Source organism: Rhizobium sp. AQ_MP, assembly GCF_014237835.1.
Classification (GTDB): domain Bacteria; phylum Pseudomonadota; class Alphaproteobacteria; order Rhizobiales; family Rhizobiaceae; genus Allorhizobium.
Map to the genome: position 1 here is coordinate 33,901 of NZ_JACJVI010000017.1, position 27,000 is coordinate 60,900.

Sequence of the window (27,000 nt, forward strand, 5' to 3'; positions counted from 1 at the left end):
TTGTCCCACTCCCTCATGCTTCGCCCACAGGCGAAGTATCGCCTTGGGCCACCTGACTGCTGATCGATGCAAGATGCATGATCCGTTCTTCGGTCATCTCCGCGCCGCTCACCTCTCCCGTGATGCGGCCTTCGCGGACCACCAGCACCCTGTCGCTGACCCCGATGAGTTCAGGGAGTTCGGACGAGATGACGACGACACCGACGCCCTCATTGGCGAGATCTCTGATCTGACGATGGATCTCCGCCTTGGCGCCGACATCGACACCACGGGTCGGCTCGTCGAGAAAGACGACTTCGGGCTCGACCGACAGCATTCTGGCAAGCGCCACCTTCTGCTGGTTGCCACCGCTCAGCGTGTTGACCGCGTCGGCAACACCGTTGGAGCGCAGCTTGAGCCGCGATCCGAACTGTTCGGCTCTGGCCGTCTCCCGACGTCGATTGATCAAGCCGAAGGGGTTCGAGACCCGCTTGAGATCCAGCGACGAGACATTGTTAGGGATCGACATGTTGAGAAACAGGCCGTCGCCCTTGCGGTCTTCGGAGACATAGACCAGCCCCTCGCGGATGCTGTCGCGATAGTCCCGAAGAGTGAGCTTCCGGCCCTTCAGCACCACCTCGCCCTCAGCCTTGCCTTCCAGCCGGCAGATGGCACGGACGATCTCGCTGCGCCCCGCGCCGATCAGGCCGGCAAGCCCCAGGATCTCGCCCTTGCGTAAGTCGAGGCTGACATCTTTGACCCTGCGCCCCTCGGTAAGGTTGCGCACCGACAGGATGACATCGTCGGACTTTGCATCCGGTGCCTGCTTGGGCGGATAGAGCTTGTCGAGCACGCGCCCGACCATGCTGTTGACGACATCCTCCGGCGTGATCGCCGCGATGTCGGCCGTCTTGATGTGGCAACCGTCGCGCATGATGGTGATCCGGTCACAATGCTGGAAGATCTCCGCCATGCGGTGGGAAATATAGATGATCGCGATGCCGCGATCGGCGAGGCGACGCATGATCTTGAACAGCGTCTGCGCTTCGGTTTCGGTCAAAGCCGCTGTCGGCTCGTCGAGGATCAGGATACGGCAATCGAGCGTCAGCGCCTTGGCGATCTCGACGATCTGTTGCTGCGAAATCGAGAGATCGCCGGCACGGCGCCTCGGATCGATATCGCCGATTTCCTTGAGGATCTCGGCGGCGCGGACGACCAGCGCGCGGTAGTCCATCAACAGGGTCCGGCTTCTCCCCGTTTCGGCCATGAACATGTTTTCCGCGACCGAAATCTCCGGGCAGAGCGCGATTTCCTGGTGGACGAAGCCGATGCCGAGCCGGTTTGCGACATTCGGCGAAGCGATGCGAACGGGGGCACCGTCGAGGCGGATCTCGCCACTGTCGGGCTGCAGGATGCCGTCGATGATGTGCATCAACGTCGACTTGCCCGCGCCGTTTTCGCCCGCCAGCGCGTGAATTTCGCCCCGGCGCAGTTCGAACTCGGCGCCGCGCAGGGCCTGAACCGGTCCAAACGACTTGTGCACATCCGTCAAGCTGAGGACGACCTCGGCCATGATACCCCTACCCTTTCGTCACTTCGACTTCCCCGGCGCCGCAAGAGGCGCCGCCGGGGTCACGTCGGGTCGCGCTCAGCGGCCCTTCATGTATTCGTTGAGATCGAAGGATGCGGCGTTGGCCTTGGTGATGACCGCAAAGCCGTTGTCCATCGAGGGGATCTGCATCGGGTTGAAGCCCGACACCTTGTAGTCGTTGAACGGGTCGATCAGCTCCGGATGGGCGCCAAGGAAAGTGTTCATGAAGCCCATGAAGCCCTGGATGCCCTGATTGGGGTTGATCGACATGTGGATGTTGCCCTGCTTGATGTGCTCAAGCGTGGTGGGCGTGATGTCCGCATGGAGGATCAGCACCTTCTTCTTGGCTTCGAGCACAGAGGCAACCGCACCTTCTGCCGAACCGGCTTCGGGGATCCAGAGAGCGCCGAGGTTCGGATTGGCCTGGAGCATGGCGGAGACCGCCTGATAGGCTGCGTTGGAATCCTGGTTCGTCGCCTGGCGGCCGACCAGCTTCATGTCAGGATGGGTCCGCTCCATGTAGTCGATGAGTGCCGTGACCCGCAGATCATGGTTGCTCTGGCCCGGATTCTCGAGAACAGCGTATTCGCCCTTGCCGCCGAGCGCCTTGACGATCTCCTCGGCTGCAAACTTCGCCTCGGCGACATTGTCGGAGGTGATGTAGGCGGTGCGCTTCGACTTCGGCGAGTCTGCCGCAAAGGTCGTGACCGAGATGCCCGCGTCGATCGCCTTGTTGATCGGCTCGATGAAGGGGTCCGCCTGCATCGGATGCAGCAGGATGCCTTTCGGCTTCTTCACCACTTCTTGCTCGAAGGACGCGATCTGCTTGGTGATGTCGTATTCCGGCGTGCCGGTGAAGGCCGCTTCGCAGCCCAGTGCCTTAGCGGCTTGCTTGAAGCCTTCGAAAACCGGGACCCAATAGGGATGGCCAGAGACCATCACGTTCATGACATAGGTTTCGCCCGGCTCGCAGGCAAACTTTCCTTCGGCGTTGGCCGGCGCGACGGCCCCGGCAATGGCGGCGGCGGCAATCAGGCCGATGGCGGTCGCGGCCTTCAAAGACTTCAGCATTTTTCCCCTCCCAGAGATGGTGATCATCTGCAATAAAAATCGCCTAAAGCAATTTATCGCATGTCGAGATCAATATCGCGGCGGAGAACTTGCGTCAATCATGCTCGCATAATATTTTTCTTCATGAAATTTATTTCGCTTAGGGGGCGTAACATGAACCAGCGGCGACGGTCGATTGGCGTGCATCTGCGGATCACCTGTGGACCTCTGGAGGCCGAGAGCCTGCTGAGCGCCCTTCGGGATCTGCAGCGCTCGAGCCGCAGAGAACCCGGAAACCGAATGTTCGACATTCTGCAGTCCTCCGAGCACGCCGGTGGTTTTCTGGTGATCGAAGAATTTGAAACCGAAGCCGCGCTGGCGGCCCACCGAGCATCGAACCACTTCCAGCGTTTCAAGGAGGCCACGGCATCGCTGAGCTTGATGATCGAGCGTTTTGCTCGGGTCTGAAACGGCACGTCACTGCGTAACTTGAGCATTCGCCTTCGGATGCATCAGAGTTTGGAGCTTTAACGACGACGGTACGACTGAAGCAGATGATAGGTCAGACGCGGAAATAATTGCCGCTCTCTCGCCATGTTGACGTCGGCCCAAAGCCAGGGCACAAAGATGGCATCCACGGTCGCTCGCGGCAGGAAAACAGAGGAAAAGCAAAGGCAATTTTCTTAAGCCTTTGAAATGATGTGAGAATCCAGGTTCTCCAGGCGGGCCATTTCAGGTCGGTTTTCCGCATAGTTTCGGCGGCTGTTTCTCACAGAAAAAAGCGGCGTATTCTCAACAACTTTGGCAATTACGACATCTGTTTTTCAGGTCATCCGTCGTGCTCAATTGGGTCTCGTAAGATTGGCTGGGGACCCCTAGGCGTAATCCTCTTTCAAAAACCTTTTTTCCCCGAAGCTGCTCAAACTGGCTAACGCGACGACTCCGACTGGTGCCACAAAGTCCGCGTTTAGCCAGAAGAGCCCGACATCATTTCCAAGGCCTTGGCCCCAGATCTACATGGCCGTGGTCAACGTCGGCGTAGTTGTCCGCAAATCGTCATCGGGACCCCGTAGGCTCTAAAGATTGCCAAGGTGAAGCTGCATCAGTTCATCATAGCAGGACTGGTTTGCGGCAAGAACCGGATGTCCGTTCAGGAACTCGGGACCGCTTGCGGGAAAGGCAAGGCTCTTTCCGCCGGCTTCGCGGACGAGGCAGAAACCAGCCATGCAGTCCCACGCTCGCATATGCGGTTCGTAATACCCAACCAAGCGGCCTGCTGCGACATAGGCTAGCATCAACGCACCGGACCCGTTGCGGATGAAATTACCGCCCTGCTCCATGAGGCCTGCGATGATCGCACCGACGCGTTCGGGTGTGACGTAGTTGTTGCAGCCGATCCCGGTCATGGCGTTCTGCAGATTGCGCGACGGATCGAGACGTAGGGGCTTGTCATTCAGCGTCGCGCCGAAACCGAGCGCGGAGGCGTAAAGCTCATCCGAGCATGGCACATGGATCACGCCCACGACCGGCTCCCCATCCCGAACGATCGCGACGGAAACACACCAGGTCGGCATGCCGTTGACGAAGGGAGCGGTGCCGTCGATCGGGTCGACAACCCAGGTGAAGCCGGAGGAGCCTTCGTCGTGGCCGAACTCCTCGCCTAAGAACCCATCATTTGCGTAGATTTCAGCAACGCGCTCCTTCAGGAAGGTTTCAACATTGCGGTCCGCGATCGACACCACATCCTGTAGATCGCGCTTCGTTTCAATCACCAGCGTATCGCGCCGGTTGAAGTAGTCGAGCGCCATGGCTCCCGCTTCCGCCGCCAGCGTCTTGGCCAGGACAAAACGCGCTGCGAGTGCCGTATCATTCACTGTCATTCTCTTTTTCCTTGGTCTTCTTTAAAAAAATCATCAGCCGCTGATGACGGAAATGCCACGGGTCTTGAACGCCAATGTGACGTCGCTCGCGGCGGCATGAGCATGATCAACGTCGTGATCTATGACAAAGAGCGTGCCGACATCGGTCTCGACCTCATATTCGACATGACCGCCGAGATAGGCGGAGTGCAGGACGCGGCCCCTCAGGCCCTCTGCGCCGGCAGCGTCGATACGGATGGCACCGGGCCGCACGGCGAGTTTGGCAGGGCCCCGGCCCGCCTTGGACTGCAGGCGATGCTCAAGATTGCTGACACGCACCAAGACTTGGCCGCCTTCCGATTGGACCACCTCACAGGGCAGCACATTCGCCTCCCCCATGAAGTCGGCAATGAAGGGCGAGGCCGGCGCTTCGTAGAGTTCGCGCGGTGCCCCCGACTGGGCGATCTCACCATCCTTCATCACGATGATCCGGTCGGAGACGGCAAGCGCCTCGTCCTGGTCATGGGTGACATACACAGCTGTGAAGCCAAGGCGTTGCTGGAGATCGCGGATCTCCGTGCGGACGCGGCGGCGCAGACGTGCATCGAGGTTGGAGAGCGGCTCGTCGAGCAACAGGACCTGAGGTTCGAGAACCAAAGCACGAGCGACCGCGACGCGCTGCTGCTGACCACCCGAAAGCTCGGCCGGAAGGCGATGCCCCATGCCGGCAAGGCCAACGAGTTTGAGGCCTTCCTCGGCCTTCTCACGCGCCTCCTTCTTGCCCAGTCCTGACGACTGAAGGCCGTAGGCGACGTTTTCGAGCGAGGTCATGTGTGGAAAGAGCGCATAGGACTGAAAAACCATCGAAACGTCGCGTTCGTTCGCCGGCAACATGGTCACATCCTTGCCGCCGATCAGGATCTTTCCGGAGGTCGGATGCTCAAGCCCCGCCAGCATGCGCAAAGTTGTCGTCTTGCCGCAGCCGGAGGGGCCAAGCAGGGTGACAAGCGTTCCCGGCTCGATCGTGAGTGAAAGATCATGGATGGCGGTGAAAGCGCCAAAGGACTTGCGGACATTCTGGAATGTTACGGATCCGGCTTTTACGGTGATCATGCGGTTTTCTCCTGACCGAGAGGAACGGGACTGTTGTTGCCGAGACCGGCAATACGGTTTTCGCGACGCAGCTTGCGTTCGCCGACGAGGAGTTGGAAACCACCGATGACGGTGATCATCACGACGATCAGCATCGAGGAATAGGCGATCGCCACGCCGTACTCGCCATTTTCGACTAGGCCGACGATGTAGGAGGTCGCCATGTTATGTTCGGCACTGACGAGGAAGATGACCGCGCTGATCGAGGTAATGGCCCGCACAAAGGAATAGACGAGGGCTGCCGTGATGGCTGGCCTCAAGAGCGGCAGGATGATCTTGCGCACCGTGCGGAAGCTGTCGGCTCGAAGCGTGAGAGAGGCTTCATCCAGGCTCTTGTCGAGCTGGCTCATCGCCGCGATCCCGCCGCGTACGCCGACCGGCATGTTGCGGAAGACGAAGCAGGCAATCAGGATCAGCGCCGAGCCGGTCATTTCGAGCGGCGGCAGGTTGAAGGCCATGATGTAGCTGACGCCGATGACCGTGCCCGGAATGGCAAAGCTCATCATCAGGGCGAACTCGAAGAGGTTCCGGCCGGCAAACTTCTGCCGGACGATGATGTAGGCGGTCAGAAGTCCGACGGCTGTGGTCAACGGCGCGGAGATGAGCGAGATCTCCATGGTCGTCCAGAAGGAGTTCCAGGCAACACCCGTCCAGGCAATCGAGCCGTTCTGGATGCTGACGGAAAAGGCTCGGGCGTAATGTTCGAGGGTCAGCGTATTGTCGAGGCCCCAAGTGGTCACGAAGCCTCCGACGAGGATCATGCCGTAGATGACGACGGTGAAGATCATCCAGGGGATAACGAGAGCATGTACGCCAATCGATATGCCGCGCGGCAGGGCAATATGGGCGCCGCTGTCTCCCTTGCCGGTGACGGTCGCGAAATTCTTCCCCGACAGCCAGAGGCGCTGGGCAAGAAAGGCCGACAGCGTGAAGAAGAGGAGGACGAGCGCGAGCACGGCAGCGCGCGACGGATCGTTCTGCGAGCCGACAACGGCGAAGAAGATTTCGGTCGAGAGCACGCCATTACTTCCACCGAGCACGAGCGGGTTGCCGAAATCGGCCATGCTTTCGATGAAGCCGATCAGGAAGGCATTGGCGAGGCCAGGCTTCATGAGAGGCAGCGAAACGCGCCAGAAGGTGCGCCAGCGATCGGCTCTCAGCGTCTGCGAAGCCTCTTCCATCGACGGGCTGACGCCCTCGACGACACCGATCAGGACGAGAAAAGAAATCGGAGTGAAGGACAGGACCTGGGCAATCCAGATGCCGGTCGGGCCGTAGAGCCAGCGGCCAGGCTCGATGCCGAACAGACTCGAGAGCGTCTCGGTCACTACGCCGGCGCGACCGAATAGCAGAACGAGTGCAAGGCCGATGACAAAGGGTGGCGTGATGATCGGCAGCACGGTGAGAAGCCGCAGACCCTTCTTGAAAGGAAAGCGGGTGCGGGTCGCCACGAGTGCGAAGGCAAGGCCCAGCAATGTGGAGGCGGACGCCGTCATGATGGCGAGCGTGAAGGTGCGCCAGGCGACGCCGCAGCGGCCCTCACTCACTAGGCAGCTCAGGCTCCAGATGCCCGGATCCTGAAGGTTGCGGATGAAGCCATCCGGCTTGAAGGAACCGTCGAAATCCTGGACGGCCGCCACCAGCATGCTGCCGATCGGATAAAAAACGAAGACGAAGACGAGGAAGACAAGCAGCGAGATCGACCCGACGACGAAGGCATCGCCCATCATCACGCCGCGCTCCACGAGGCCGAAGGCAAACATGAGCACGAAGACGATCGCCATGGTGACGGCGCCGGCGCCCATGGAGGGTTGCCCATCGGATAGCGCTCCGAAAAGTGTTTCACTGATCCCCCAGGTCCAGCCGGAGAAACCGACCGCAAGCCCCTGCAGACAGAGATAGAGGAGGCCTGCCGCACCTGCTGCCGCAAAAAACGCACCACGGCGCATCGGGTCGGCAATGAAACGTGCTGCGAAACCGAGACTGAAGAAGAGAACGACACCGAGAAGCCAGAGGCGACCGTGACCCAACAACTGCAGAACGCCTGGCGCAGCGCTCTCCGTGAAGGGAAAATCGCCAAGCCAGTCCAATCCGAAGAAGCCGGATTCCAGCCTGTACCAGGGAAGCAGAATGAAGGACGCGGCTCCAAATGCCAGCAACAGGTCCAGTCTGCGGTTGCCATGTCTCATGGTCGACCTCATCAGTAGAAGCGGAAGAAGGAAGGGGGCCGGCGGTCCAGAAACCGCCGGCGGATAGGATCAGGCGTCAGTTGGCGACGGCACCGATTTCACGGTCCCAGCGCTCGAGCAGTGCCTTGCGCTTTTCCGGATCGCCATAGGTCTTGAAGTCGTAGTCGATGAGCTTGATGTCCTCGAAGCGCGGCGCTTCCTTGGGGATCTCCGCCGTCTTGTTCGAGGGAAGCTGGAAGGACTTGGCGTCCTTCATGCGCGACTGCACTTCAGGCTTCAGCGACCAGTCGTACCAGATCTTGGCATTCTCCATGTTGCGAGCGCCCTTGACGATCGACATGGAGCCGATCTCGTAGCCGGTACCTTCGCAAGGTGCGATCGACTTGACCGGGAAGCCCTCGGCCGTCTGGGCCACCGCATCATGCATGAAGACGATACCGAGACCGGTCTCGCCGCGGGCAGCAGCCTTCACCGGCGCGGAGCCGGACTTGGTGTATTGCGAGATGTTGGCGTTGAGGGACTTCAGATATTCGAAGGCCTTGTCTTCGCCCATGATCTGCACGAGCGAGGCGAGCGCGGTATAGGCGGTTCCGGAGGAGTTCGGGTTAGCGATCTGTATCTCGCCCTTCAGCTCGGGAGCCAGGAGGTCGGCCCAGCAAACCGGTTCTTTATATCCCTTCTGCTTGAAGATCTCGGTGTTGTAACCCCAGCCGAGCGCGCCGGCATAGACGCCCACGGTCTTGAAGCCCGAGCTTTCGGCCTGGTTCTTTGCCCAATCCTGCAACTGGTCCAACATCGGCGACTTGTATTCTTCCGTCAGCCCTTCGGAAGCGGCCTGGAGATGAGGGTCGCCGGTGCCGGCCCACCAGAGGTCGGTCTTCGGATTGCGGGCTTCGGCGCGGATCTTGGCATAGGCCTCACCGGAGGACATGCGGACCATGTTGACCTTGATGTCGTGTGCCTTTTCGAAATCGCCCTGCATCTGTTCGCAGATGACGACGTCGGCAGCGCAGATAAGGTTGAGCTCACCAGCGGCCAAGGCCGAGCCGGCAGACAAGCTCGTGCCGGCGAAAAGTAGAGTCGAGAGTATTGTCAGTCGCATGGGTATCCTCCTGTTGCTTGCGTCTGATGGAAGTCGAAGAAAACGGACAAGCCTTCGGCGGCGGTGCTTGGAAGGCACCGTGTCTGGGATCGTCCGGTCGTGGAAAAATCAGTTCGTCGGGTTGATCTCGCTATCGAAGCGGCTCAGCAGTCGACTTCGCTGTTCGGGTGATCCGAAGGTGGCAAAATCATAGTCCACCATCTTGATCATCGAGATATCGGGAGCGGCGGGCGGCAGCACGGCCCGGGCGTTGGATGGCACCTGGTTCTGACCCGCGGCAGCACCGGTCGCCTGCCCTTCGGGGCTCAGCGCAAAATCGACGAAGCGCCGCGCCTCTTCCAGATTGCGACTGCCTTTGACGATGCTGACCGCTCCGATCTCGTAGCCGGTGCCCTCGCAGGGCGCGACGATCACGAGGGGAGCGCCCGCCTCCTTTTGCGTGACGGCATCATGCATGAAGGAGATGCCGATCGTGATCTCTCCCCTGCCCGCCGCCTTGACCGGCTCTGCACCGGCCTTTGTATATTCGGTGATGTTCTGGCCGAGTTCGCGCATATAGCCAAAAGCCTCGTCTTCGCCGAGCAACTGCACGAGCGTCACCAGCGTTGTGAAGGCGGTCCCTGACGAATGCGGGTTTCCAGACAGGATGTGGCCGCGATAGATCGGCTTGGCGAGATCCTTCCAGCAGTTGGGCGCCGGCAACCCTGCAGCCGCCAGAAGCTCGCCGTTGTAAGCAAATCCGAGCGCCCCGGCATAAAGGCCGACGGACGTGCCGCCGGACAGGGAAAAGAAGTTCCGAGCCCAGGGCAGAAGGTCTGCTTCTTGCTGGGGACGATAAGGTTCAAGCAACCCTTCATAGGCTGCCTGCAGATGCGTGACGCCGGTCCCGCCCCACCAGACATCGACCGTCGACGCGTCTTTCTCAGCCCGCACACGGTCGAGTATTTCTCCGGTGCTCATCCGCGGCATGTTGATGGCAAGCCCGGTCTTCGCCTCGTAGGTCTTTTCCATGACGGCGCACCAGACCTCGTCGACACCGCACAGAATGTTGAGCGTGTCTGCTGCCCGCGAACTCGTAGCCGTGGCAAGGGTCACAAGCACCCCTGCGCCGATGACGGTCAATAACTTCACGTCGTCCTCCCTTGGAACCTCCCCGTTCCAATGACTGAAGCATGTCTATATCGGTTCCGGCTGGCAACCCGGAGAATGGTTACCGATCTTTCAACAGGGCCGCCTCCATGCGTTTCAGGGATTTCAAATATTACAATTGTGACGTCCAGCGATAACCAGCAAATCTTTGGCGTTTTCTCCCTGCCCGGTTATGATGCTGATGGGAGGACTGCAACGTGTTGGATCAAAAGGTGAAAATTCTGATCGTCGAAGACGATCCGGATATGGCGGAGCTTATCTGTGACCTGGTGGAGGCAGAGGGATGGATACCAGTTACCGCCCCCTCAGCCGAGGTTGCACAAGAACGATTGCAGCATGAGACAGTTCAACTGGTTCTGGTCGACCACAATCTGCCGGGCCTTTCGGGCCGAGCCTTCGCACAGCGTTTGAGGGCGCAGACCGACGTCGGCATCGTCATGGTGACAGCAGCAGGAAGTGCGACCGATCGGGTGCTGGGGCTCGAAACTGCGGCAGATGACTATGTGGTCAAACCCTTCGAACCGAATGAACTGACCGCACGGATCAAGGCTGTTCTCCGTCGTACCCATCCACAACTGCGCCACGACAGGGAGATTGAGCGCGAACAGCCGTCAACGGCGCTCAGGCTCGGCGAATGGGCTGTCGATTTGGCTCAGCGCCGCGCCGTTTGCCTGACCGATCCAACCAAGACTCTAACGGCAGCAGAGTTCGCCCTGCTTGAGATCCTCGCCGAGACGCCGAACGCGCCCGTGAGCCGTGCGCACATTCTTGACCGGATGGGGGCAGACTCCGATCGTTTCGTTGATCGCAACGTCGATGTTCTGGTCCTGCGGCTCAGGCGTAAGATCGAGCGCAACCCGGATCTCCCCCGCCATATCCAAACGCGACGCGGCAAAGGTTATGTGCTGCACACCGATGAAGCCGGATTATCGCCTTGATCAACCGCGCCTTCCTGTCCTCCATCGCCTTCCGATTGCCTTTCGCAATCGCCTTCATCTGCGTCTCGGTTCTCCTCCTGTCGACCGTCGCCATCTACGGCCTGCAAAGGGCGCGCAGTGAAATGTCGGCCTACAGCGTGCAGGCCTTTTCAAGCCTCGCCAAGGCCTCGCTGGTATCTAGGCAAGTTTCCGACCTTGTTTCGAGCGCGCCATTCCTGATGAATGCCACTTCTCCCTATCGTGTTTCGAGCGAAAGCCGCGCCGTGGTCGCGCAGGTAGAGACACTTCTGGAGACCATGGCACCGGATAAGTCCGGCGCTGCCATGCCGGGCACCGGCGCGCACCGGATCATTGAACTGCTCGAGAGCATCGAGGCCCAGACACTGGCACTTGCGGCAAATGCAGATGCCGCACAGGTACACAAGGCCGAAGCGGCCGTCGCACTCGGAGAGATCGCGACCGCTCGCGCCATTCAGGATCAGGAGCTACGGCAGCGTCTGAACGACATCGCACAATCAGCCTCCACCTCGGACAGTCTTTTCCAGCTTGGCGAACTTCAACGACGTTTCGTCGCCGAGACGACCGTCCGAATGCTGGTACCAGGCCCCAACTTGAGGGTCTCGCCTGAGCAACTGGAACCCTACCGTCGGATCTTTGAGGCACAGACCCGTTACCTGCTGGAGATGTTCACCATCCGCGCATCGGTCTCACGGCTGCACACAGTCTCGCGCGACCTTTCGCATGCAACCGAAACCCAGAGCGCATTCGTTGCCAGCGCGCTGAACAAGAATCTCGAAGCCACCTCAAGCGCATTGCGCCAACTGCTTGTCATGATCGTGCTTGCATCCTTCGCGGTCGTTATCCTCGCTATTCTCTCAATTCGCTCAGTTATGCGCGTTTCACACGGAATAGGTGACCTCTCGCGCGGCATGAATGCGCTGGCTCGCGGAGAGGAAAATGTCGGGCCGCCCGTTTATGCTGGGACTGAAACGGAGCTGATCCGCTTGCTTGACGCCTTTCGCGCTTTCAAGGAGAGCGTCGATCGCGTGTCCCGTCTGAGACGCACGGCAGAAGCGGCTGCTCGGACGATCCGATCCACTTTCCGGACAATGAATGAAGGCATCGCCCTCTTCGATCCGACAGGTCGGCCGATCACCATGAACCGTCGCATCATCGAACTGATGCGCCAAACGGGATCGTCGCGAAAAATGACGCTGCGCCGGTTCGTTGGAACGGTCCCTGAGATCGATCCGCTTCTCATGCCAAACGAAAACGAGAGCGGCTCGCTTGTGGAGCGTCAGATGCTGCGGCACCGGTTTGTTGACGACCAGGTGGTGGAGATTTCTGCTTCAAGGCAACCTGACGGCGGCGTGGTCCTGCTCGCCCGCGACGTGACGGCCATGGATCGCCAGGAGATGGAGGCGGCCCGCGCCCAGCGCCTGGATGTGGTCATGCGCATGACGCATCAGGTAAGCCACGAGGTTGGCAATATGATCGGCATCATCACCGGCAGTCTTGGCCTACTGGAGCGCGAACCAGAGTTCACCGAACGGCAGAAGCGGCACCTCGGGCGCATACGAAAGGCCGCTGAACGAGGGCGCGCACTCGCCTCCAGCATGTTATCCGTCGGTAGCCAGCAGCAGATACGGCCAGCCTCGATAGACATCGCCACGATCCTTCAAGGGATGGCTGATGTTCTGGAAATGGCAATTGGCGCCCGCAATCGTCTGGAGCTGGAGCTCGCCGCCAATCTGCCAACCGTTAGCCTTGATCCCGCGCTGCTCGAGCAATCCATTCTGAATCTTTGCCTCAACGCGTCGGCCGCAATGCCGGATGGCGGAACAGTCCGAATTGAAGCGCGCGGGGAGGCAAACACGGTCACCATCGCAGTCATCGACGAAGGTGTCGGCATGTCGCCCGAAGTTCTGGACCAAGCGATGGAACCCTACTTCACCACGAGGTCGAAAACCGGAGGATCAGGCCTCGGGCTCGCCATGGTCTATGGGTTCGTCCGCCAGTCTGGTGGTGAAGTTAGGATCACCTCTCGCTTAGGCGAAGGCACACGGGTGGAGCTTTGTTTCCTTCCGTCGAAGTCGGATGCGACGTCGTGGCAGGCTGAACACGAGCGGGTCCGAGCTCACCATTGAAGGCCTTTAGCCCTCACCATTCAACCGAGCATCACAGGAACCTGGATAACCGAAAGCGGAAATAATTGCCGCTCTCCCGCCATGTTGACGTCGGCCCAAAGGCAGGGCACAAAGATGACATCCACGGTCGCTCGCGGCAGGAAAACAGAGGAAAATCAAAGTCTTCTTTTCTAAGTCATTGAAATCATGTGAGAATCCAGGTTCTCCAGGCAGGCCATTTCAGTTCGGTTTTCCGCACAAAATCATCGACTGTTTCTCACAGAAAAAAGCGACGCCTTCTCAACAACTTGAGTAATCCTGGCTGCTGTTCGCCAGGGCATCCGTCGTGCTCAAACGCAGCTCACAAAATTCGCTGGGGACCCACGAGAGATGACCGCAAGGGGACCGGAAGCTGACAGTCCGCACTTAGTCATTGTCATTGGACACCTGAGGTGGACCTAACATGGGATTAAGCACGCATGCCAGATCCAACGTCAGCGGTTCGCGGATGTCGTCCATTTGCAGGTGAGTGATCCGAGAACATGGCGCGCAAGAGAAGCCGGGGGCACCTTCACCGGCTTCCGTTTCCTGCAAAACTACTACCAGAGTCACATCTGATGACCGAGCATCAACCCTGGCGATGCCAATGCCATCCAGACCGCCATCGCGATCATCATCAAGTTCTCGGTAAGTGAGATGAATCCGAGCGGTACATTGCTCGATCCACCGACGCAGGCGCATTTCAGCTCACGCTTGTCGATATAAACGGCCTTGAAGACCGAAACTGCGCCAATGCCACCAATGAACAGAGCCACGGGAACGGACAGCCAGTTCGCAACGCCTGCCACCATCAGAACGCCTGCAAGTCCTTCGGCGTAGGGGTAGATGTAGCTGTATGGCACCCACCGCTTCGCGAGCAGATCATAGTTCAGGAACATCGTCGCGAAGGTTTCGACATTTTGAAGCTTGAGCATGGCCAGGACCACCATCGAGAAAGCGATGAACCACTCCAAGGCCCGGACGGTGAAGGGCGTGCCGAAGACAGCGTAGCTGACACCCATTGCCATAAGTGCAGTCATCGCAAACAGCACGATAACGGGGCGATAGGTGGTTGCCTTCGGATCGGCCACAGGCTTTCCAAAGTAGCGCCGCAGATCGTCATAGCCGCCGACACGGGCACCGTCGATGAACACCTGCGGTGTCGTCTTGACACCGTGCTCTTCCTTGAACACATCGGTTTGCGCGCGGGTTGTCAGGTGGCGGTCATCCACCTCATATCCAGACCGCTTCAGCAGGTCCTTGGCTTTGAGGCCATAAGGGCAGGTGTGCTCTGCAGTGACCATCCGGTAGAGGACGGCTTTCTTCACTGCAGTCGAGGGGTTCACTCTATCCAACATTTCACGTCTCCTTTGGCTTGTGAAACAGTTGGCAAGACCATACGTTCCGTACCATGGTACGGAGTCAATACCCCATGGACATGACAATTGGAAAATTTGCATCAACCGGTGGCGTCGGCGTGGAGACCGTCAGGTTCTACCAGCGCAAGGGTCTCCTCAAGACCCCCAAGCGCCTCGAGGGTGGCAGGCGCTATGGAACTGAGGATCTGAGGCGGCTGCAGTTTATCCGCCAGGCTCAGACGGCTGGATTTACGCTGGAGGAGATAAGGGAACTGCTCGAACTCGATGCGGGAGACGACAGGGAGCGGGCACGCGAGGCCGCAAAGGCGCGGCTGATCGCGCTGGAGACGCGGATCGCCGAACTCAATCGGACCCGCGATGCGCTAAAACGCCTGGTTTCGGAATGCTCTTCAGGCAAAAGCGGCCCCTGCCCTATCCTCCATTCGTTTGGACTGTAGCCTGCAAAAGCAGCAGTTCCGGTCAGTCCGGCTTGAATGACTGATAGACATACATCTCACCGCCATCGCGCGGAATTGCGACGACGTCGTATGGTTCCGGCGAACCACCCATGCCGAGCGAACCCAATGGCATTCCTGCGACTGCGAGCCCCACCAGGGGCAGCCGTTCATCGAGCAGCCTTCTCACGGCATCGATCGGCACGTGGCCCTCAAGGAAGTAGCCTTCTACTTCCGCTGTGTGGCAGGCCCGAACGGACGGCGGCACCTTGAGGCGTTCCTTGACCTGATCCATGTCCGATTCTTCAACAGTGCGAACTGAAAAGCCTACTTTGGTGAAGGCATCGCCCCATGACAAGCAACAGCCACAAGTGGGATCCTTGTGCAGGATGACCGATGGCACTGCGGCAAAGCCCGTGGCGGGTGTCAGAGCCATCGTGGCGGCCACAGCCAAAAATTCTCTGCGTCTCATACTCTCTCCTGCGAACTTTGGTAAGCCGCTCAAAACTGGAAGGAGATGCCCGGCATGGCTCCCGACAGTTGATGACCTGATCTTGGCACGGCGATGGCGTGACATCTTTGCCGCAAGTCAACGATCCTGCCACTCGCCTTTCGCGCTTCCAAGATTAGAACTTCCCCTGCGCGGTGGTCCCGTCCGGGGTGATCACCTGGATTGCACCCTTGACACCCGGATTGACCGGAACGGGCGAAGTTCCCGTGAGGCGATTGCCATCAGCAGCAGACAGCGCAAACCGACGAACAGCGCCGTCGATCAAAAGGATGGCATTGCCTGTGTGTCCGGCCGCAGAGACGGGCTGGTCGGCTGCGTCAAACAAATAGATCGTCACTTCAGTCGTTCCTGTCGTCACGAGTTCGACATGGTGGTTTGCGCCTGCGTCAACCTTCAGCCCGCCATTCGGCCCAGGGCGTGGCGCGTGTGCATAGGCGGGCAGAGCTGTCATGACAAAGACGACGGATAGGGCAAGCAGACTGCGGCGCATGGAGTTCTCCTGGTAGGACTTAGAAGGCTTCGATTGTTTGATTGGGCGTTCCAGCGGATTGTTGCGCACCACTCGCCTGACTGCGAGCCTGCTCCACGAGACGCTCCAGAGGCTTCCGACCGTAGCGCAGAAACAGGGTAGGAGTGAGAAGCGTATCGAGTACGGTCGACGTCACGAGACCACCGAAGATCGTGATCGCGACCGGGTGGAGGATTTCCTTGCCCGGTGCGGTCGCATCGATCATCAGCGGAACAAGCGCAACACCAGCCGACAGAGCCGTCATCAGGACTGGGGTCAGACGTTCCAGTGAGCCCCGCACGACAAGTTCCTTGCCGAACGGCAGATCTTCCTGAATCGCTAGGTTAATGTAATGGCTGATCTTCAGAATGCCGTTGCGCGTCGAAATGCCCGTCAGCGTGATAAAGCCGATCATCGAGGCGACGGAAAGCGGCTGACCCGCGATCCAGAGCGCAGTCACCGAGCCGATCAGTGCAAGCGGCACGCTCGCCATGATGATCGAGACGAAGAGCACCGAGCGATAACGCGAATAAAGGATCGCAAACACCATCGCCAACGAGATGATCGAGAGAAGACCGATAGTCCTCATCGACTCCTCCTGCGCCTGGAAGGTGCCTTCAAGGCTGACGAAGAAGCCGGGCGGAAGAGAAGAGCTCGCGATCACTTCGCGGATCTGGGCAATGACCGTTGCCATGTCGGCTTCGCCATCCGTATTGGCGAGAACGACCACACGACGCTTGCCGTTTTCACGAAGGATCTGGTTGGGACCATCCGTCTCGCGCACTTCGGCTATCTGGCTGACGGGGATCCAGCCTGCAGGCGTTTCAATGAGGAGATCCGAGAGCCCCTTGGTGCTGCGGGTCTCGTCCTCGAGACGCAGCACGACGTCGAACCGCTTGTTGCCGTCGACGATACGGGACACGATCGTCCCGTTCGACAGGCGCTCAAGCTGCTCGGTGACGGCCGCCGGCTGGATGCCGTAAAGGGCAGCCCGGCGATAATCGACGATGACCTCGAGATGCGGGATGCGGACCTGCTTTTCGACTTGCAGATCAACAATCCCCGGGATCTCCGCCAGCTTGCCACGAAACTCCTCGGCAAAACCGCGGATGCTGTCGAGATCCTCACCGAAGATCTTGAGTGCGATCTGCGCTCGCACGCCCGACAGCATATGATCGAGGCGATGCGAGATCGGCTGGCCGACATTGGTGGCGACAGGCAGGACAGAAAGCCGCGAGCGGATATCGGCAATGATCTCGTCCTTGGACCGACCGTCCGCAGTCAGAGCCACTTCGATTTCGGACGAGTGGACGCCCTCTGCATGTTCGTCTAGCTCGGCGCGTCCCGTGCGACGGCCCACCTGCTCGACCTCGGGCACTTCCATAATCAACCGCTCCGCGATCAGGCCGACCCGATGGCTTTCGGCAAGCGAGATGCCGGGGTTAAAGAGCATGCTGATCGTCAGCGTGCCTTCATTGAAGGGCGGCAGGAAGGAGCGCGGCAATTGGGTGGCAAACAGAACCGCTGCCACGACGCCAGCGAGCACGGTGGTCATCAGGATCTTCGGATGCCCGAATGACCAGTCGAGCAGCCGACGGTTTGCCCGTTTCAGGACCCGCACGACCACGCCCTCATGCTCGTCGAGACGTTTCAGGCCGGGCAGCATGTAATAGGCCATGACCGGGGTCAGCGTGATCGAGACGACGAGCGAAGCGAGGATTGAGATGATGTAGGCCTGACCAAGCGGCGCAAAGAGCCGTCCCTCGATCCCCGACAGGGCAAACAAAGGCACGAAGACCAGAACAATGATCATCGTTGCGTAGACGATGCCCGAGCGGACTTCCTGACTTGCCGAGACGACGACATCGAAGACTGATCGCGGGTTGCCCTTTTCCCGGTTCTCCCGCAGCCGCCGGAAGATGTTTTCCACGTCAACGACGGCATCATCAACCAATTCGCCGATGGCGATCGCCAACCCGCCAAGCGTCATCGTATTGATCGACAACCCGAGCAGGTGAAAGACGATAGCGGTCACCAGAATGGAAACCGGAATAGCCGTCAGCGAGATCGCCGTCGTCCGGGTGTTCAGGAGGAAGACGAATAGGATGATGGCAACGACGACGATTGCCTCGCCTAACACCTTCTGCACGTTGCCGATTGAGGTTTCGATGAAATTGGCCTGCCGGAAAAGAACCTGATCGGCTTTCACGCCTGCAGGCAATGTTGCACTGATTTCGCTGAGGGCGGTCTCGACCTCGCGAGTCAATTTGACAGTGTCGACATCAGGTTGCTTTTCTACCGAGACGATCACCGCAGACTGACCCTGATAACCGGCGTCTCCACGTTTCAGGCGCGGCGCGAAACCGACTTCGGCGACCTGCCTCAAAAGGACAGGCTGGCCGTCGACGCTAGCCACGACGACGTTTGCGAGATCTTCGATATTTTGCGTGCGGCCGACATTTCGGATCAGGAACTCGCGGCTGTACTGGTCGGTGAAGCCGCCACCGGTGTTCGAGCCGAACTGCGCCAAAGCCTGTTCGATCTGTTCGAAGGACACGCCAAGTGAACGCATGGCGGCAGAGTTCGGAGAAACGCGATACTGGCGAACCTCGCCCCCGATCGGAATGACCTGGGCCACACCCGGAATGCTCAGAATTCGCGGTCGGACGGTGAAGTCAGCGAGCTCGCGCAACTCCATGGCCGAGACATTGTCCGGCCCGGTCACGGCAATCAGCATGACCTGCCCCATGATCGAATTGATCGGTCCCATCTGCGGCACGACATTGGCGGGCAATTGCGGCTGCACAAGCGATAGCCTCTCGGCGATCTGCTGGCGGTTGCGATAGATATCCGTGTCCCAGTCGAATTCGACATAGATAATCGAGAGACCGACGCCCGAAGTCGAGCGGACACGGCTCACACCGGGAAGGCCGTTCATCTGGGATTCGAGCGGATAGGTGACGAGCTGTTCGACTTCTTCCGGTGCCAACCCCTCTGCCTCCGTCATGATGGTGACGGTCGGTCGGTTGAGATCGGGGAAGACGTCAACGGGCAGCCTCGTGACCGTAAACGCCCCGTAGATCATGAGGACTGCGGCAATCGCCAAGACGAACAGGCGGTTCCGTAGGGACTGGGTAACGAGAAAGTTGAACATCGGAGCCTCAGCGGATCTGGTTCAGGAGTTCGGCACCCTGTGTGACGATGCGCTTTCCGGCCTCGATCCCGGAGACGATGAGAAGACGGTCACCATCCAGCGGCTCGGTACGGACTTCCCTCGGGACGAAACGTTCCGCATTGGTGTGTTCATAGACAAGTGATTGCCCGTTGGAAGCACGCAGAACACTGGTGCGTGGCACGGCAATGCCCGTGCGCTCGTCAGTGGTCGATGACAGAACGGTCAGCAACTGCCCGGCACGGATACCTTCTGCCTGGCCCTCGACGCTGAAATGGATCGGAATCGCCTGATTGCGATCGGCAAGCCCGCTACCCCGATAGGAGAGAGAGGCGGTTCTGCCATCCATGAACTTGCCGCGCGCGGCTCCGGTCACGGAATGCGCGTCGAAGCTCAGTGCTTCTACCCAGTAACGGCGGGGGTCGATGATTTGGAAGATCACGGTATTGGGCTCGGCAATCTGACCGGCAACGGCCTGGGCCGCAGCGATGACACCCGATACGGGGGCGGTCAGCTCTTCAGCCGCCGTCGGCGCCTGTTCAAGGTTGGCACGCCGGGCCTTCAGGCCCTGGAGTTCCAGTGTCGCATCCTCGATCTCGGCACGGGCTACCACTGACTGCAGCCGCTCGAAACGCTGCAGCTTGCGTTCGACCAGCATGATTTCCTGATCGAGCTCACGGGCCTGCTGCTGCTGGCTCGTCAGATCTGCGGCCCCGACAGAGGGCTGCACGAGGGCCAAGACGTCCCCGGCGGACACCCGCGCACCAAGCTGCGGGAAGCCGCCGGGTGGCGGCAGAAGCCTTCCCGACACAGAGGCCTGGACATAGCCCGAAGTCGTGGGGTCTGGGATGATGCGGGCCGGAAGTTCAACCGTCCCCGCATGAGTTGCCTGCTCGGTGAAGATGGTCCTGATGGCGAGGATGCGCTGCGTTGTCTTCGGAACGAAGATCGACCCATCGGCAAACCGCTGGGCGACATCCCGTTCGGCTGCTTGCGCTGTGGGTGCTGCAGGACCGGCGGCCTCAGACTGTGGAGCTCCGGCCAAGACCAGAGCTGCGGTGATTGCAGCGATAGATCCGGCGGGCTTACGGCGGCGGAAGAGTGCAGCAAGGAGAAGCCCGACCACGACACCGCCACCACCGACAGCCCACAATGTCATGTCCTGTCGCTGCAGTCGTGTGCCCACTTCCTGCGCAAACGCCGAACTGATTAGGAAACCATCAGCGGCAGCCACTGGAGCAGCAGTGGTGGCCATCTCCGGGATCACCAAGGTAACTGTCAGTACGTCGAAGAGGTCTCCGGCCATCACGGTAATGGCAAGATCGTATGAACCAGGCTTTGTCAGCCATGGTGCATTTGCCACGTAGGTCCCCTCGCCCGCAGCTTCTGCCGTCAGCGTTCCTGAAGGACCGTCGATTTCAAGCATCGCGCCATCAACCGGTTCATTCCCCTTGAAGCTGTCGAGGAAAATTTCCAGCCGCTCTCCGCGTGCCACAGCCACCAGCTCAAGATCGACCGTCGATGCGTCGGCGCGCGGCGCGATCGTGGTGGAGACAGGCGGGGGCGGCGCGCCATGATCATGTCCCTCATGGGCCGCTGCAGAGGATGCAGCAAGTCCTATGACAGAAAGGCAGATTCCAGCAAGAACAGAGGCGAATCGATCGACCATCGTAACCCGGAGCAAAAGTTGATTTGCTCCGGTGTAGCTGCGCCTCTTTGTCCGTCGATGTCCCGATTGTTACAGAATGTTTCAGGATGGTTTTGGCGCGTCCTTCGGGAGGATGACACTGACGACCAGCCCTCCCATTTGGCCATTCTCCAGGCGAAGCGCACCGGAATGTCCGTCAATGATCGCCTGGGCAATCGGGAGTCCAAGCCCGAAACCGCCTGTTTCAAGATTTCTGGACGGCTCAAGCCGAACGAAGGGCGAAAGGGCTCGTTCGATATCCTCGGAAGCGATGCCGGGGCCTTCATCACTGATTGCGACGACAACGTCGGACTGCCGATCGATGACCTCGACCCGCGCCCTCTCGCCATATTTAAGTGCGTTGTCGATGAGATTTGAAAAGGCTCGCTTCAGCGCCAGCCGACGGCCCATGATAATTGCATGAGTGGCGCCGGAGAGATCGACGGATGCGCCACGATCCACCGCATCATCGACGAGAGTTCCAAGGATCGCGACGATGTCGATCGGCTTCACTTCCTCTTCGCTGCGGTCACCGCGCAGGAAAGACAGCGTCTGATCGAGCATCCGCTCCATCTCGGTCAGGTCTTCGACCATTGCATCACGAACCGCGCCGTCAGCCAGATCCTCCGCTCTGAAGCGCAACCTCGTTATCGGAGTCTTCAAATCATGCGAGACTGCAGCCAGAGCCTGCGTTCGGTCTTCGATCAATCGCTCGATACGCCTTTGCATGTCGTTGAAGGCGGCGGCAAGTTCGACCACCTCTCGCGGACCCGTTTCCGCTACGGGCACGACAGTCTTGCCTCGATAGAAATCCTTGGCAGCACCAGCTACCGCTGTCAGCGGACGGGTGAACCAACGGACCAGCAGCATGGATACGACGATCGCCCCAAGAGCCATTAGCGTCGTCGAAACCAGCATTCCCCCGGGAGGCGGCGCCCTGCGGTCCCAGGAGACAAGATTGACATTGATCCAGGACGCATCGGGTAGCTTGATGGAAACGACCGCCAGATGCGGATCGTCCCTCGCCTGATTAGCCGGCCCGATGATGAGACCGTCTTCAGCAATCTCGGGAGCGAGAGCCCGAAGATTGACGCGAAGTGGCTCCCAGTTCTCGGCACCAGTCCCGCCCGGAACCGCGTAGGGTGTTGAACCCCAATGGGCGTCGATCGATCCGCCGGAAAAGTCATGCGCGACATCCTCGCGCTCTTCGAGGGGCGCACGCATGACGGACCGCTTGATGGTGAGAAGCTGGTCTGCAAGCCGGACTTCGTTTGCTAGGTCTAGTTCCTGCTCCAGGCTCTGGTGGTAGGTGAACAGGCTGCCGAAATGGACGAGAGAGATGCCAAAAAGGACAACAAGCGCCGTTCGCAGTCTCAGGCTGTCGATCGACCGCCACCAGCCTTGCAACCGTATTTCGGAACGAGCATCAGGCACGGATGACATCCGTCGCAAAGAGATAGCCCGCGCCGCGCACCGTTTTGATCAGATCTTCACGCCCGTCGAGCTTGCGACGCAGACGGCTGACCTGGACATCGATCGACCGATCATAACCTTCGATTGCGCGATTGCGGGCCGCATCCAAGAGGAATTCACGGCTGAGCACGCGTTGCGGCGCTTCCAGGAAAGCAAGCAGCAAGTCATATTCCCCCGTTGATAAATCCACGACAACGCCGGTCGGTGCGGTCAATTCACGCTTCATCGTGTCGAGCGACCATCCGGCAAAGGTGAAGGTCCGGCCGCCACGTTCCACCGCTGGGCTTCCAACCCCACGGGTACGCCGCAGCACCGCACCGATGCGTGCCAGTAATTCGCGAGGATTGAAGGGTTTCGGAAGATAGTCGTCAGCGCCAACTTCAAGACCGATGATGCGATCCGTTTCGTCGCCCTTGGCCGTCAGCATGATGATCGGGACAGAGGACGTGCGGCGTAGTTCGCGACAGATCTCCAGCCCGTTCTTCCCCGGGAGCATCAGATCAAGGACGATGAGATCCACCGACAAGCGCTTTAGGGTCTCGGCCATCTCCACGCCGTTTCGCGCCGTGTGAACACGAAAGCCGTTTGCCCGAAGAAACTTGGCGACCAGGATCAGGATCTGGCCGTCATCGTCAACGATCAGGATTTCGGCTGAAGCATCCAATTGTGTTCTCTCCGCAAGTCCGTTCAACGCGCAGCCTTCCTGATGTAGCAGAGGGATGGGCTGCAGTTTGTGTCGAGAAGGTAACAGATTGTTTCACCAGCAATAGCCTACACAGGAAGACCGACACATTTAGCCTTTGAGCATGATGGGGTGAACGGTTTCCTCTGGGCTGTTGTTCTGAAATTCGACGCCTGCAATGAGGGCGCTTCACTGCTGCTTGAGTGTCAGCCTCACCTCTGACTTAGCGCTGCCGAGCGGAAATAATTGCCGCTCTCCCGCTATGTTGACGTCGGCCCAAAGCCAGGGCACAAAGATGGCATCCACGGTCGCTCGCGGCAGGAAAACATAGGAAAATCAAAGGCGATTTTGTTAAGCCTTTGAAATCATGTGAGAATCCAGGTTCCCCAGCCAACTTTTTATCAGTATTAAATTTCAAATACTTAGTGAGCGCCTCGTACCGCAAATGGTGCCGATGGAGGCCCTTAATCGGCCCTATGAAACTTGTCTAAGGATCAGCAACTAGCGTCCGTGCCAGGCAAGTTGAAGGGAACGTACCTGCGATCAAGCGACGCAACAGGAACGGACACTCGTATTCGAGTTGCGGGACTACCGTGCAGCAGACCTCAATCCTGCTCGGCCATCCGATATCCTACACTTGGTTCCGTCCGTACGATCCGGGGCTGGGTCGGGTCTCGTTCGATCTTCTGGCGCAGCTGGCCGATGAAAACGCGCAGGTAATGCAGATCGTCGCCATGGGCGGGGCCCCAGATGGATGTCAGCAATGTGCGGTGTGTGACGACCCGGCCGGCATGGCGGGCGAGCAGCAGGAGCAGGTCGTATTCCTTGGGCGTGAGATGAAGGGCCTCACTGCCGCGCGAGACGAGGCGTTTGACAGGATCGATCGTCAGGCCATCGATTTCCATGATGGTCGGGATGGCGTCTCTGCGACCTCGATGTCTCAGTGCTGTCCGGATGCGGGCGGTCAGTTCGCCGATCCCGAATGGCTTCTCGATATAATCGTCAGCGCCCAGATCGAGTGCCGCGATCTTCTCGCTCTCACGATCCCTGGCCGAGAGAATGACGATCGGAATGTCCGACCAGCCGCGCAGGCTGGCGATCACTTCCTTGCCGTCCATGTCCGGCAGGCCGAGATCGAGGATGACGAGATCGGGCGCCTGGGTGGCAACGGCCTTCAGCGCCTCGGCACCAGTGGCCGCTTCGACGACTTCGTAACCGGCAGCGGACAACGATGGCTTCAGAAAGCGCTGGATCTGCGGTTCGTCATCGACGACCAGGATACGGGACTGGTTCACTTGATCTGGTCCCTCTCTTCACTTCCGGGAAACCGCATGACGATGCGCGTGCCCCGCTTCTTGAGCGCCGGGCTTTCCGCATGGATCCGCCCACCCATGGCCTCGACGAAGCCGCGGGCAATGGAAAGGCCAAGTCCGGTGCCCGGTGCGCGACCGTCCGGCTTGCCCCTGCGATAGAATTTTTCGAAGATCCGGTCCAGATCCTCCGGCGGAATGCCCTTGCCGAGGTCGGTGACGGAAATCAGCACATCCTTGCCGTCTCGGCGGGCATAGACGTTGACCGGCTCTTCGCCGCCGTATTTCACGGCATTGTCCAGGAGGTTGAACAGCACCTGGCCGATGAGCACGCTGTCGCCCCGGATCAGCGGCAGATCGGCAGCAACGCCGGTTTCGATGATGCGACCGGCCGCGTGTTTGCGGGTGCGCTCGACTGCCGACTGCACGACGTCGGCGACATCCACCCAATCCTGCTTGGGCTGCAGCGTGCCGGCTTCTATCCGGGTCATGTCGAGCAGATTGGCGACGAAGCGGCTCATGCGGCTGCTTTCTTCCTCGATCGACTGGAGGAGGTCGTCGCGGTTCTCAGGGGTCATGCGCTCGCCGAGCTGGCGAAGACCGGTGACGGCACCGGTGATGGTGGCGAGAGGGGTGCGCAGATCATGCGAGATCGAAGCGAGCAGCGCTTCGCGGTAACGCTCTCCTTCCAGCCTTGCGGCCTGCTCGACGGTTTCATCGGCAAGGCGCGCGCGGTCGAGCGCAATCGCCGTCTGATCGAGGATGGCGGTGAGCGAGCGCTCGGCGTTCTGGTCGAGCCTCTCTCCGGCATGCTGAATGCCGCAGACCCCGACAATGCCGTGCGGCCCGAGCAAGGGCCGGAACTCGAAGCGGCTGTTCGGCAGGGTGCCTGTGCCATGGCCGGCGGGTTCTCGCTTGTCATGCGTCCAGCGGGCGGCCGTCAAGTCCGTGACGTCGAGTTCGGTGTCCGGCGGCCAGGCGGCGGCCACGCTGAGATCGCCTTTGCGCGGAACCAGCAGCACGACCTTGCGCTTGAGGCTCGCCTGCAATTGCGAAACGGCGAGCCAGATCGCATCCTCGCCTCTCGCCGTGCTCGCGAGCTTGCGGGAGAAATCATAGAGCGACTGGAGGGCCGTCGCCCGTACCCGCGCAATCTCCGCCTGTTCCCGAATGCGTGAGGCGAAGCCCCCGGCAATCAGGGCCACCGCGAAGAAGATCAACAGCGCGAAAACCTCGTGGGGCGCGGCAATCGTGAAAGTATGGATCGGATCGATGAAGAAGAAATTGTAAGCCAGCGCCGACATTGCAGCGGCCAGGAAGGCGGCCATATAGCCGCCGACGACGGAGGCTCCTAAAACCGCAAGCAGGAACAGCAGCGAGATGTTCGGCAGTTCGACGAACACATCAATGCCCTTGCCGATCATGGCCGTGATCGCCACGAAGCCGAAGGCCGAAAGCGCGGACTGGCGCAAGGCCGTCGCTCTGGGCATGCGAAAGGCGGGGCGTCGCATCTCCTCGGTCGAGGTGTCGGGCGTGACGATGTGCACACCAAGGCCCGAGGCACGACGAGACAGGGCATCCGGCAGCGAGCGTGTGACATGTCTCTGCCAGCGGCTGCGCTTGCGCGTGCCGATGACGATCTGGGTCGCATGCTCGCGCCGGGCAAGCTTCAGGATCTCCTCAACGAAATCATTGCCGATGACGCGGCGTGTTTCGGCGCCCAGCTGTTCGGCGAGCCGAAACAGCGTCTCTATGCGCTGCAGGCGTTCCGGCGTCTCGACTTCCCGGTCGGCACGCTCGATCGAGACGACCAGCCAGGGGGCGTTGAGCCCCGAGGCGAGCCGGCTTGCAACGCGGACGACCTTTTCCGACAGCGGATCGGAGCCGACGCAGACCAGCAGGCGCTCACCCGTGGCCCAGGGACCATCGATGGCATTCTGCTTGAGATAATCGACCATCTGATCATCGACGCGGTCGGCGGTGCGGCGCAGTGCCAGTTCGCGCAGCGCCGTCAGATTGCCGAGGCGGAAGAAGCGGTCGACTGCGCGGTTGGCGCTTTCGGGCAGATAGACCTTGCCCTCCTTCAGGCGCTCGATGAGCTCCGAGGGCGCAAGGTCGACGAGCAGCACCTCGTCTGCGCGCTTGAGGACGATGTCGGGCACCCGTTCGCGCACGGTGACACCGGTGATCTGGGCGACGAGATCGGCCAGACTTTCGAGGTGCTGGATGTTGAGCGCCGTCCAGACATCGATCCCGGCTGCGATAAGCTCCTCGATGTCCTGGTGGCGCTTCGGATGGCGGCTGTCTTCAGGGTTGGAATGGGCGAGCTCGTCGACGATGACGATCCGGGGACGCCGTTGAAGCGCCGCATCGAGGTCGAACTCCTCGAGCATCCGGCCGCGATGAGCCACCCTGCGGCGCGGCAGGATTTCGAGGTCGTCGAGCAGGGCTGCGGTTTCGCCGCGACCGTGGGTCTCGACCAGCCCGATGACGACGTCGATGCCGTCAGCCTTGAGGCGTCGGGCGCGCGACAGCATCGCATAGGTCTTGCCGACGCCGGGGGCGGCTCCCAGAAAAACGGTAAACTTGCCCCGGCGGTCTTTCTCCGCCAGGGCAAGCAGGGCATCGGGATCGGGACGTCGTTCGTCCCTGCGGTCGTCGTCCGCCATC

20 protein-coding genes are annotated in these 27,000 nt (G+C 60.0%); 4 read left to right on the forward strand and 16 right to left on the reverse strand.

Annotated elements, in window-relative coordinates; genetic code table 11:
* Positions 1–13: 13 nt before the first annotated feature.
* Both H6M51_RS20035 and H6M51_RS20040 read right to left on the reverse strand, forming a co-directional pair.
* Positions 14–1,552: a sugar ABC transporter ATP-binding protein gene (locus H6M51_RS20035; protein ID WP_185811571.1), complete on the reverse strand. Its 1,539-nt coding sequence runs from the start codon at positions 1,550–1,552 to the stop codon at positions 14–16.
* A gap of 75 nt (positions 1,553–1,627) precedes the next feature.
* Positions 1,628–2,641, reverse strand: a complete 1,014-nt coding sequence (locus tag H6M51_RS20040; RefSeq protein WP_185811572.1) for a substrate-binding domain-containing protein — start codon at positions 2,639–2,641, stop codon at positions 1,628–1,630.
* Between the two features lie 153 nt (positions 2,642–2,794).
* Here H6M51_RS20040 and H6M51_RS20045 point away from each other — a divergent pair, with 153 nt between their 5' ends.
* Positions 2,795–3,088: a putative quinol monooxygenase gene (locus H6M51_RS20045; RefSeq protein WP_185811573.1), complete on the forward strand. Its 294-nt coding sequence runs from the start codon at positions 2,795–2,797 to the stop codon at positions 3,086–3,088.
* Between the two features lie 608 nt (positions 3,089–3,696).
* Here H6M51_RS20045 and H6M51_RS20050 read toward each other — a convergent pair.
* The 5 genes from H6M51_RS20050 to H6M51_RS20070 form a co-directional block, all read right to left on the reverse strand.
* A complete protein-coding gene (locus H6M51_RS20050) occupies positions 3,697–4,500 on the reverse strand; it encodes an inositol monophosphatase family protein (protein ID WP_185811574.1) in 804 nt (267 codons plus the stop codon).
* Positions 4,501–4,533: 33 nt separating this feature from the next.
* On the reverse strand, positions 4,534–5,592 hold the full coding sequence (locus H6M51_RS20055) for an ABC transporter ATP-binding protein (protein WP_185811575.1): 1,059 nt from the start codon (positions 5,590–5,592) through the stop codon (positions 4,534–4,536).
* Positions 5,589–7,820 carry an iron ABC transporter permease gene (locus tag H6M51_RS20060; RefSeq protein ID WP_185811576.1) on the reverse strand — a complete coding sequence of 744 codons (2,232 nt, stop codon included), beginning with the start codon at positions 7,818–7,820 and terminating at the stop codon, positions 5,589–5,591. The genes H6M51_RS20055 and H6M51_RS20060 overlap by 4 nt, the downstream gene beginning before the upstream one ends.
* Before the next feature lie 76 nt (positions 7,821–7,896).
* A complete protein-coding gene (locus tag H6M51_RS20065; protein WP_185811577.1) occupies positions 7,897–8,922 on the reverse strand; it encodes an ABC transporter substrate-binding protein in 1,026 nt (341 codons plus the stop codon).
* 108 nt (positions 8,923–9,030) lie between these two features.
* Positions 9,031–9,933, reverse strand: a complete 903-nt coding sequence (locus H6M51_RS20070) for an ABC transporter substrate-binding protein (protein WP_139330603.1) — start codon at positions 9,931–9,933, stop codon at positions 9,031–9,033.
* Between the two features lie 335 nt (positions 9,934–10,268).
* Here H6M51_RS20070 and H6M51_RS20075 point away from each other — a divergent pair, with 335 nt between their 5' ends.
* Positions 10,269–11,009, forward strand: a complete 741-nt coding sequence (locus tag H6M51_RS20075; protein WP_185811578.1) for a response regulator transcription factor — start codon at positions 10,269–10,271, stop codon at positions 11,007–11,009.
* A complete protein-coding gene (locus H6M51_RS20080) occupies positions 11,006–13,156 on the forward strand; it encodes a PAS domain-containing sensor histidine kinase (RefSeq protein WP_185811579.1) in 2,151 nt (716 codons plus the stop codon). The genes H6M51_RS20075 and H6M51_RS20080 overlap by 4 nt, the downstream gene beginning before the upstream one ends.
* 587 nt (positions 13,157–13,743) lie before the next feature.
* Here the strand turns inward: H6M51_RS20080 and H6M51_RS20085 are convergent.
* On the reverse strand, positions 13,744–14,532 hold the full coding sequence (locus tag H6M51_RS20085) for a MauE/DoxX family redox-associated membrane protein (protein WP_185811580.1): 789 nt from the start codon (positions 14,530–14,532) through the stop codon (positions 13,744–13,746).
* A gap of 53 nt (positions 14,533–14,585) precedes the next feature.
* Between H6M51_RS20085 and H6M51_RS20090 the strand changes: the two genes are divergently transcribed.
* Complete coding sequence (locus tag H6M51_RS20090) at positions 14,586–14,990, forward strand: MerR family transcriptional regulator (protein WP_185811581.1); 405 nt, start codon at positions 14,586–14,588, stop codon at positions 14,988–14,990.
* A gap of 22 nt (positions 14,991–15,012) precedes the next feature.
* Here the strand turns inward: H6M51_RS20090 and H6M51_RS20095 are convergent, their stop codons facing one another.
* From H6M51_RS20095 to H6M51_RS20130, 8 genes are all read right to left on the reverse strand, one after another.
* Positions 15,013–15,459, reverse strand: a complete 447-nt coding sequence (locus H6M51_RS20095; protein ID WP_185811582.1) for a DUF411 domain-containing protein — start codon at positions 15,457–15,459, stop codon at positions 15,013–15,015.
* A 154-nt stretch (positions 15,460–15,613) separates the two neighbouring features.
* On the reverse strand, positions 15,614–15,988 hold the full coding sequence (locus H6M51_RS20100) for a hypothetical protein (protein ID WP_185811583.1): 375 nt from the start codon (positions 15,986–15,988) through the stop codon (positions 15,614–15,616).
* A gap of 19 nt (positions 15,989–16,007) precedes the next feature.
* On the reverse strand, positions 16,008–19,160 hold the full coding sequence (locus H6M51_RS20105) for an efflux RND transporter permease subunit (protein WP_185811584.1): 3,153 nt from the start codon (positions 19,158–19,160) through the stop codon (positions 16,008–16,010).
* Between the two features lie 7 nt (positions 19,161–19,167).
* Positions 19,168–20,847 (reverse strand): efflux RND transporter periplasmic adaptor subunit, encoded by a 1,680-nt coding sequence (locus tag H6M51_RS20110; RefSeq protein ID WP_185811585.1) that lies wholly within the window; start codon positions 20,845–20,847, stop codon positions 19,168–19,170.
* Between the two features lie 81 nt (positions 20,848–20,928).
* The gene (locus H6M51_RS24980) at positions 20,929–22,299 is read right to left on the reverse strand and encodes an ATP-binding protein (protein WP_185811586.1); all 1,371 of its coding nucleotides are present in this window, start codon (positions 22,297–22,299) and stop codon (positions 20,929–20,931) included.
* Entirely contained in the window at positions 22,292–23,002 is a 711-nt protein-coding gene (locus H6M51_RS20120; RefSeq protein WP_185811587.1) for a response regulator, read from the reverse strand. The genes H6M51_RS24980 and H6M51_RS20120 overlap by 8 nt, the downstream gene beginning before the upstream one ends.
* Positions 23,003–23,625: 623 nt before the next feature.
* On the reverse strand, positions 23,626–24,315 hold the full coding sequence (locus H6M51_RS20125) for a response regulator (protein WP_185811588.1): 690 nt from the start codon (positions 24,313–24,315) through the stop codon (positions 23,626–23,628).
* A complete protein-coding gene (locus H6M51_RS20130; RefSeq protein ID WP_185811589.1) occupies positions 24,312–26,999 on the reverse strand; it encodes a sensor histidine kinase KdpD in 2,688 nt (895 codons plus the stop codon). Before H6M51_RS20130 ends, H6M51_RS20125 begins: the two co-directional genes overlap by 4 nt.
* Position 27,000: the final 1 nt, after the last annotated feature.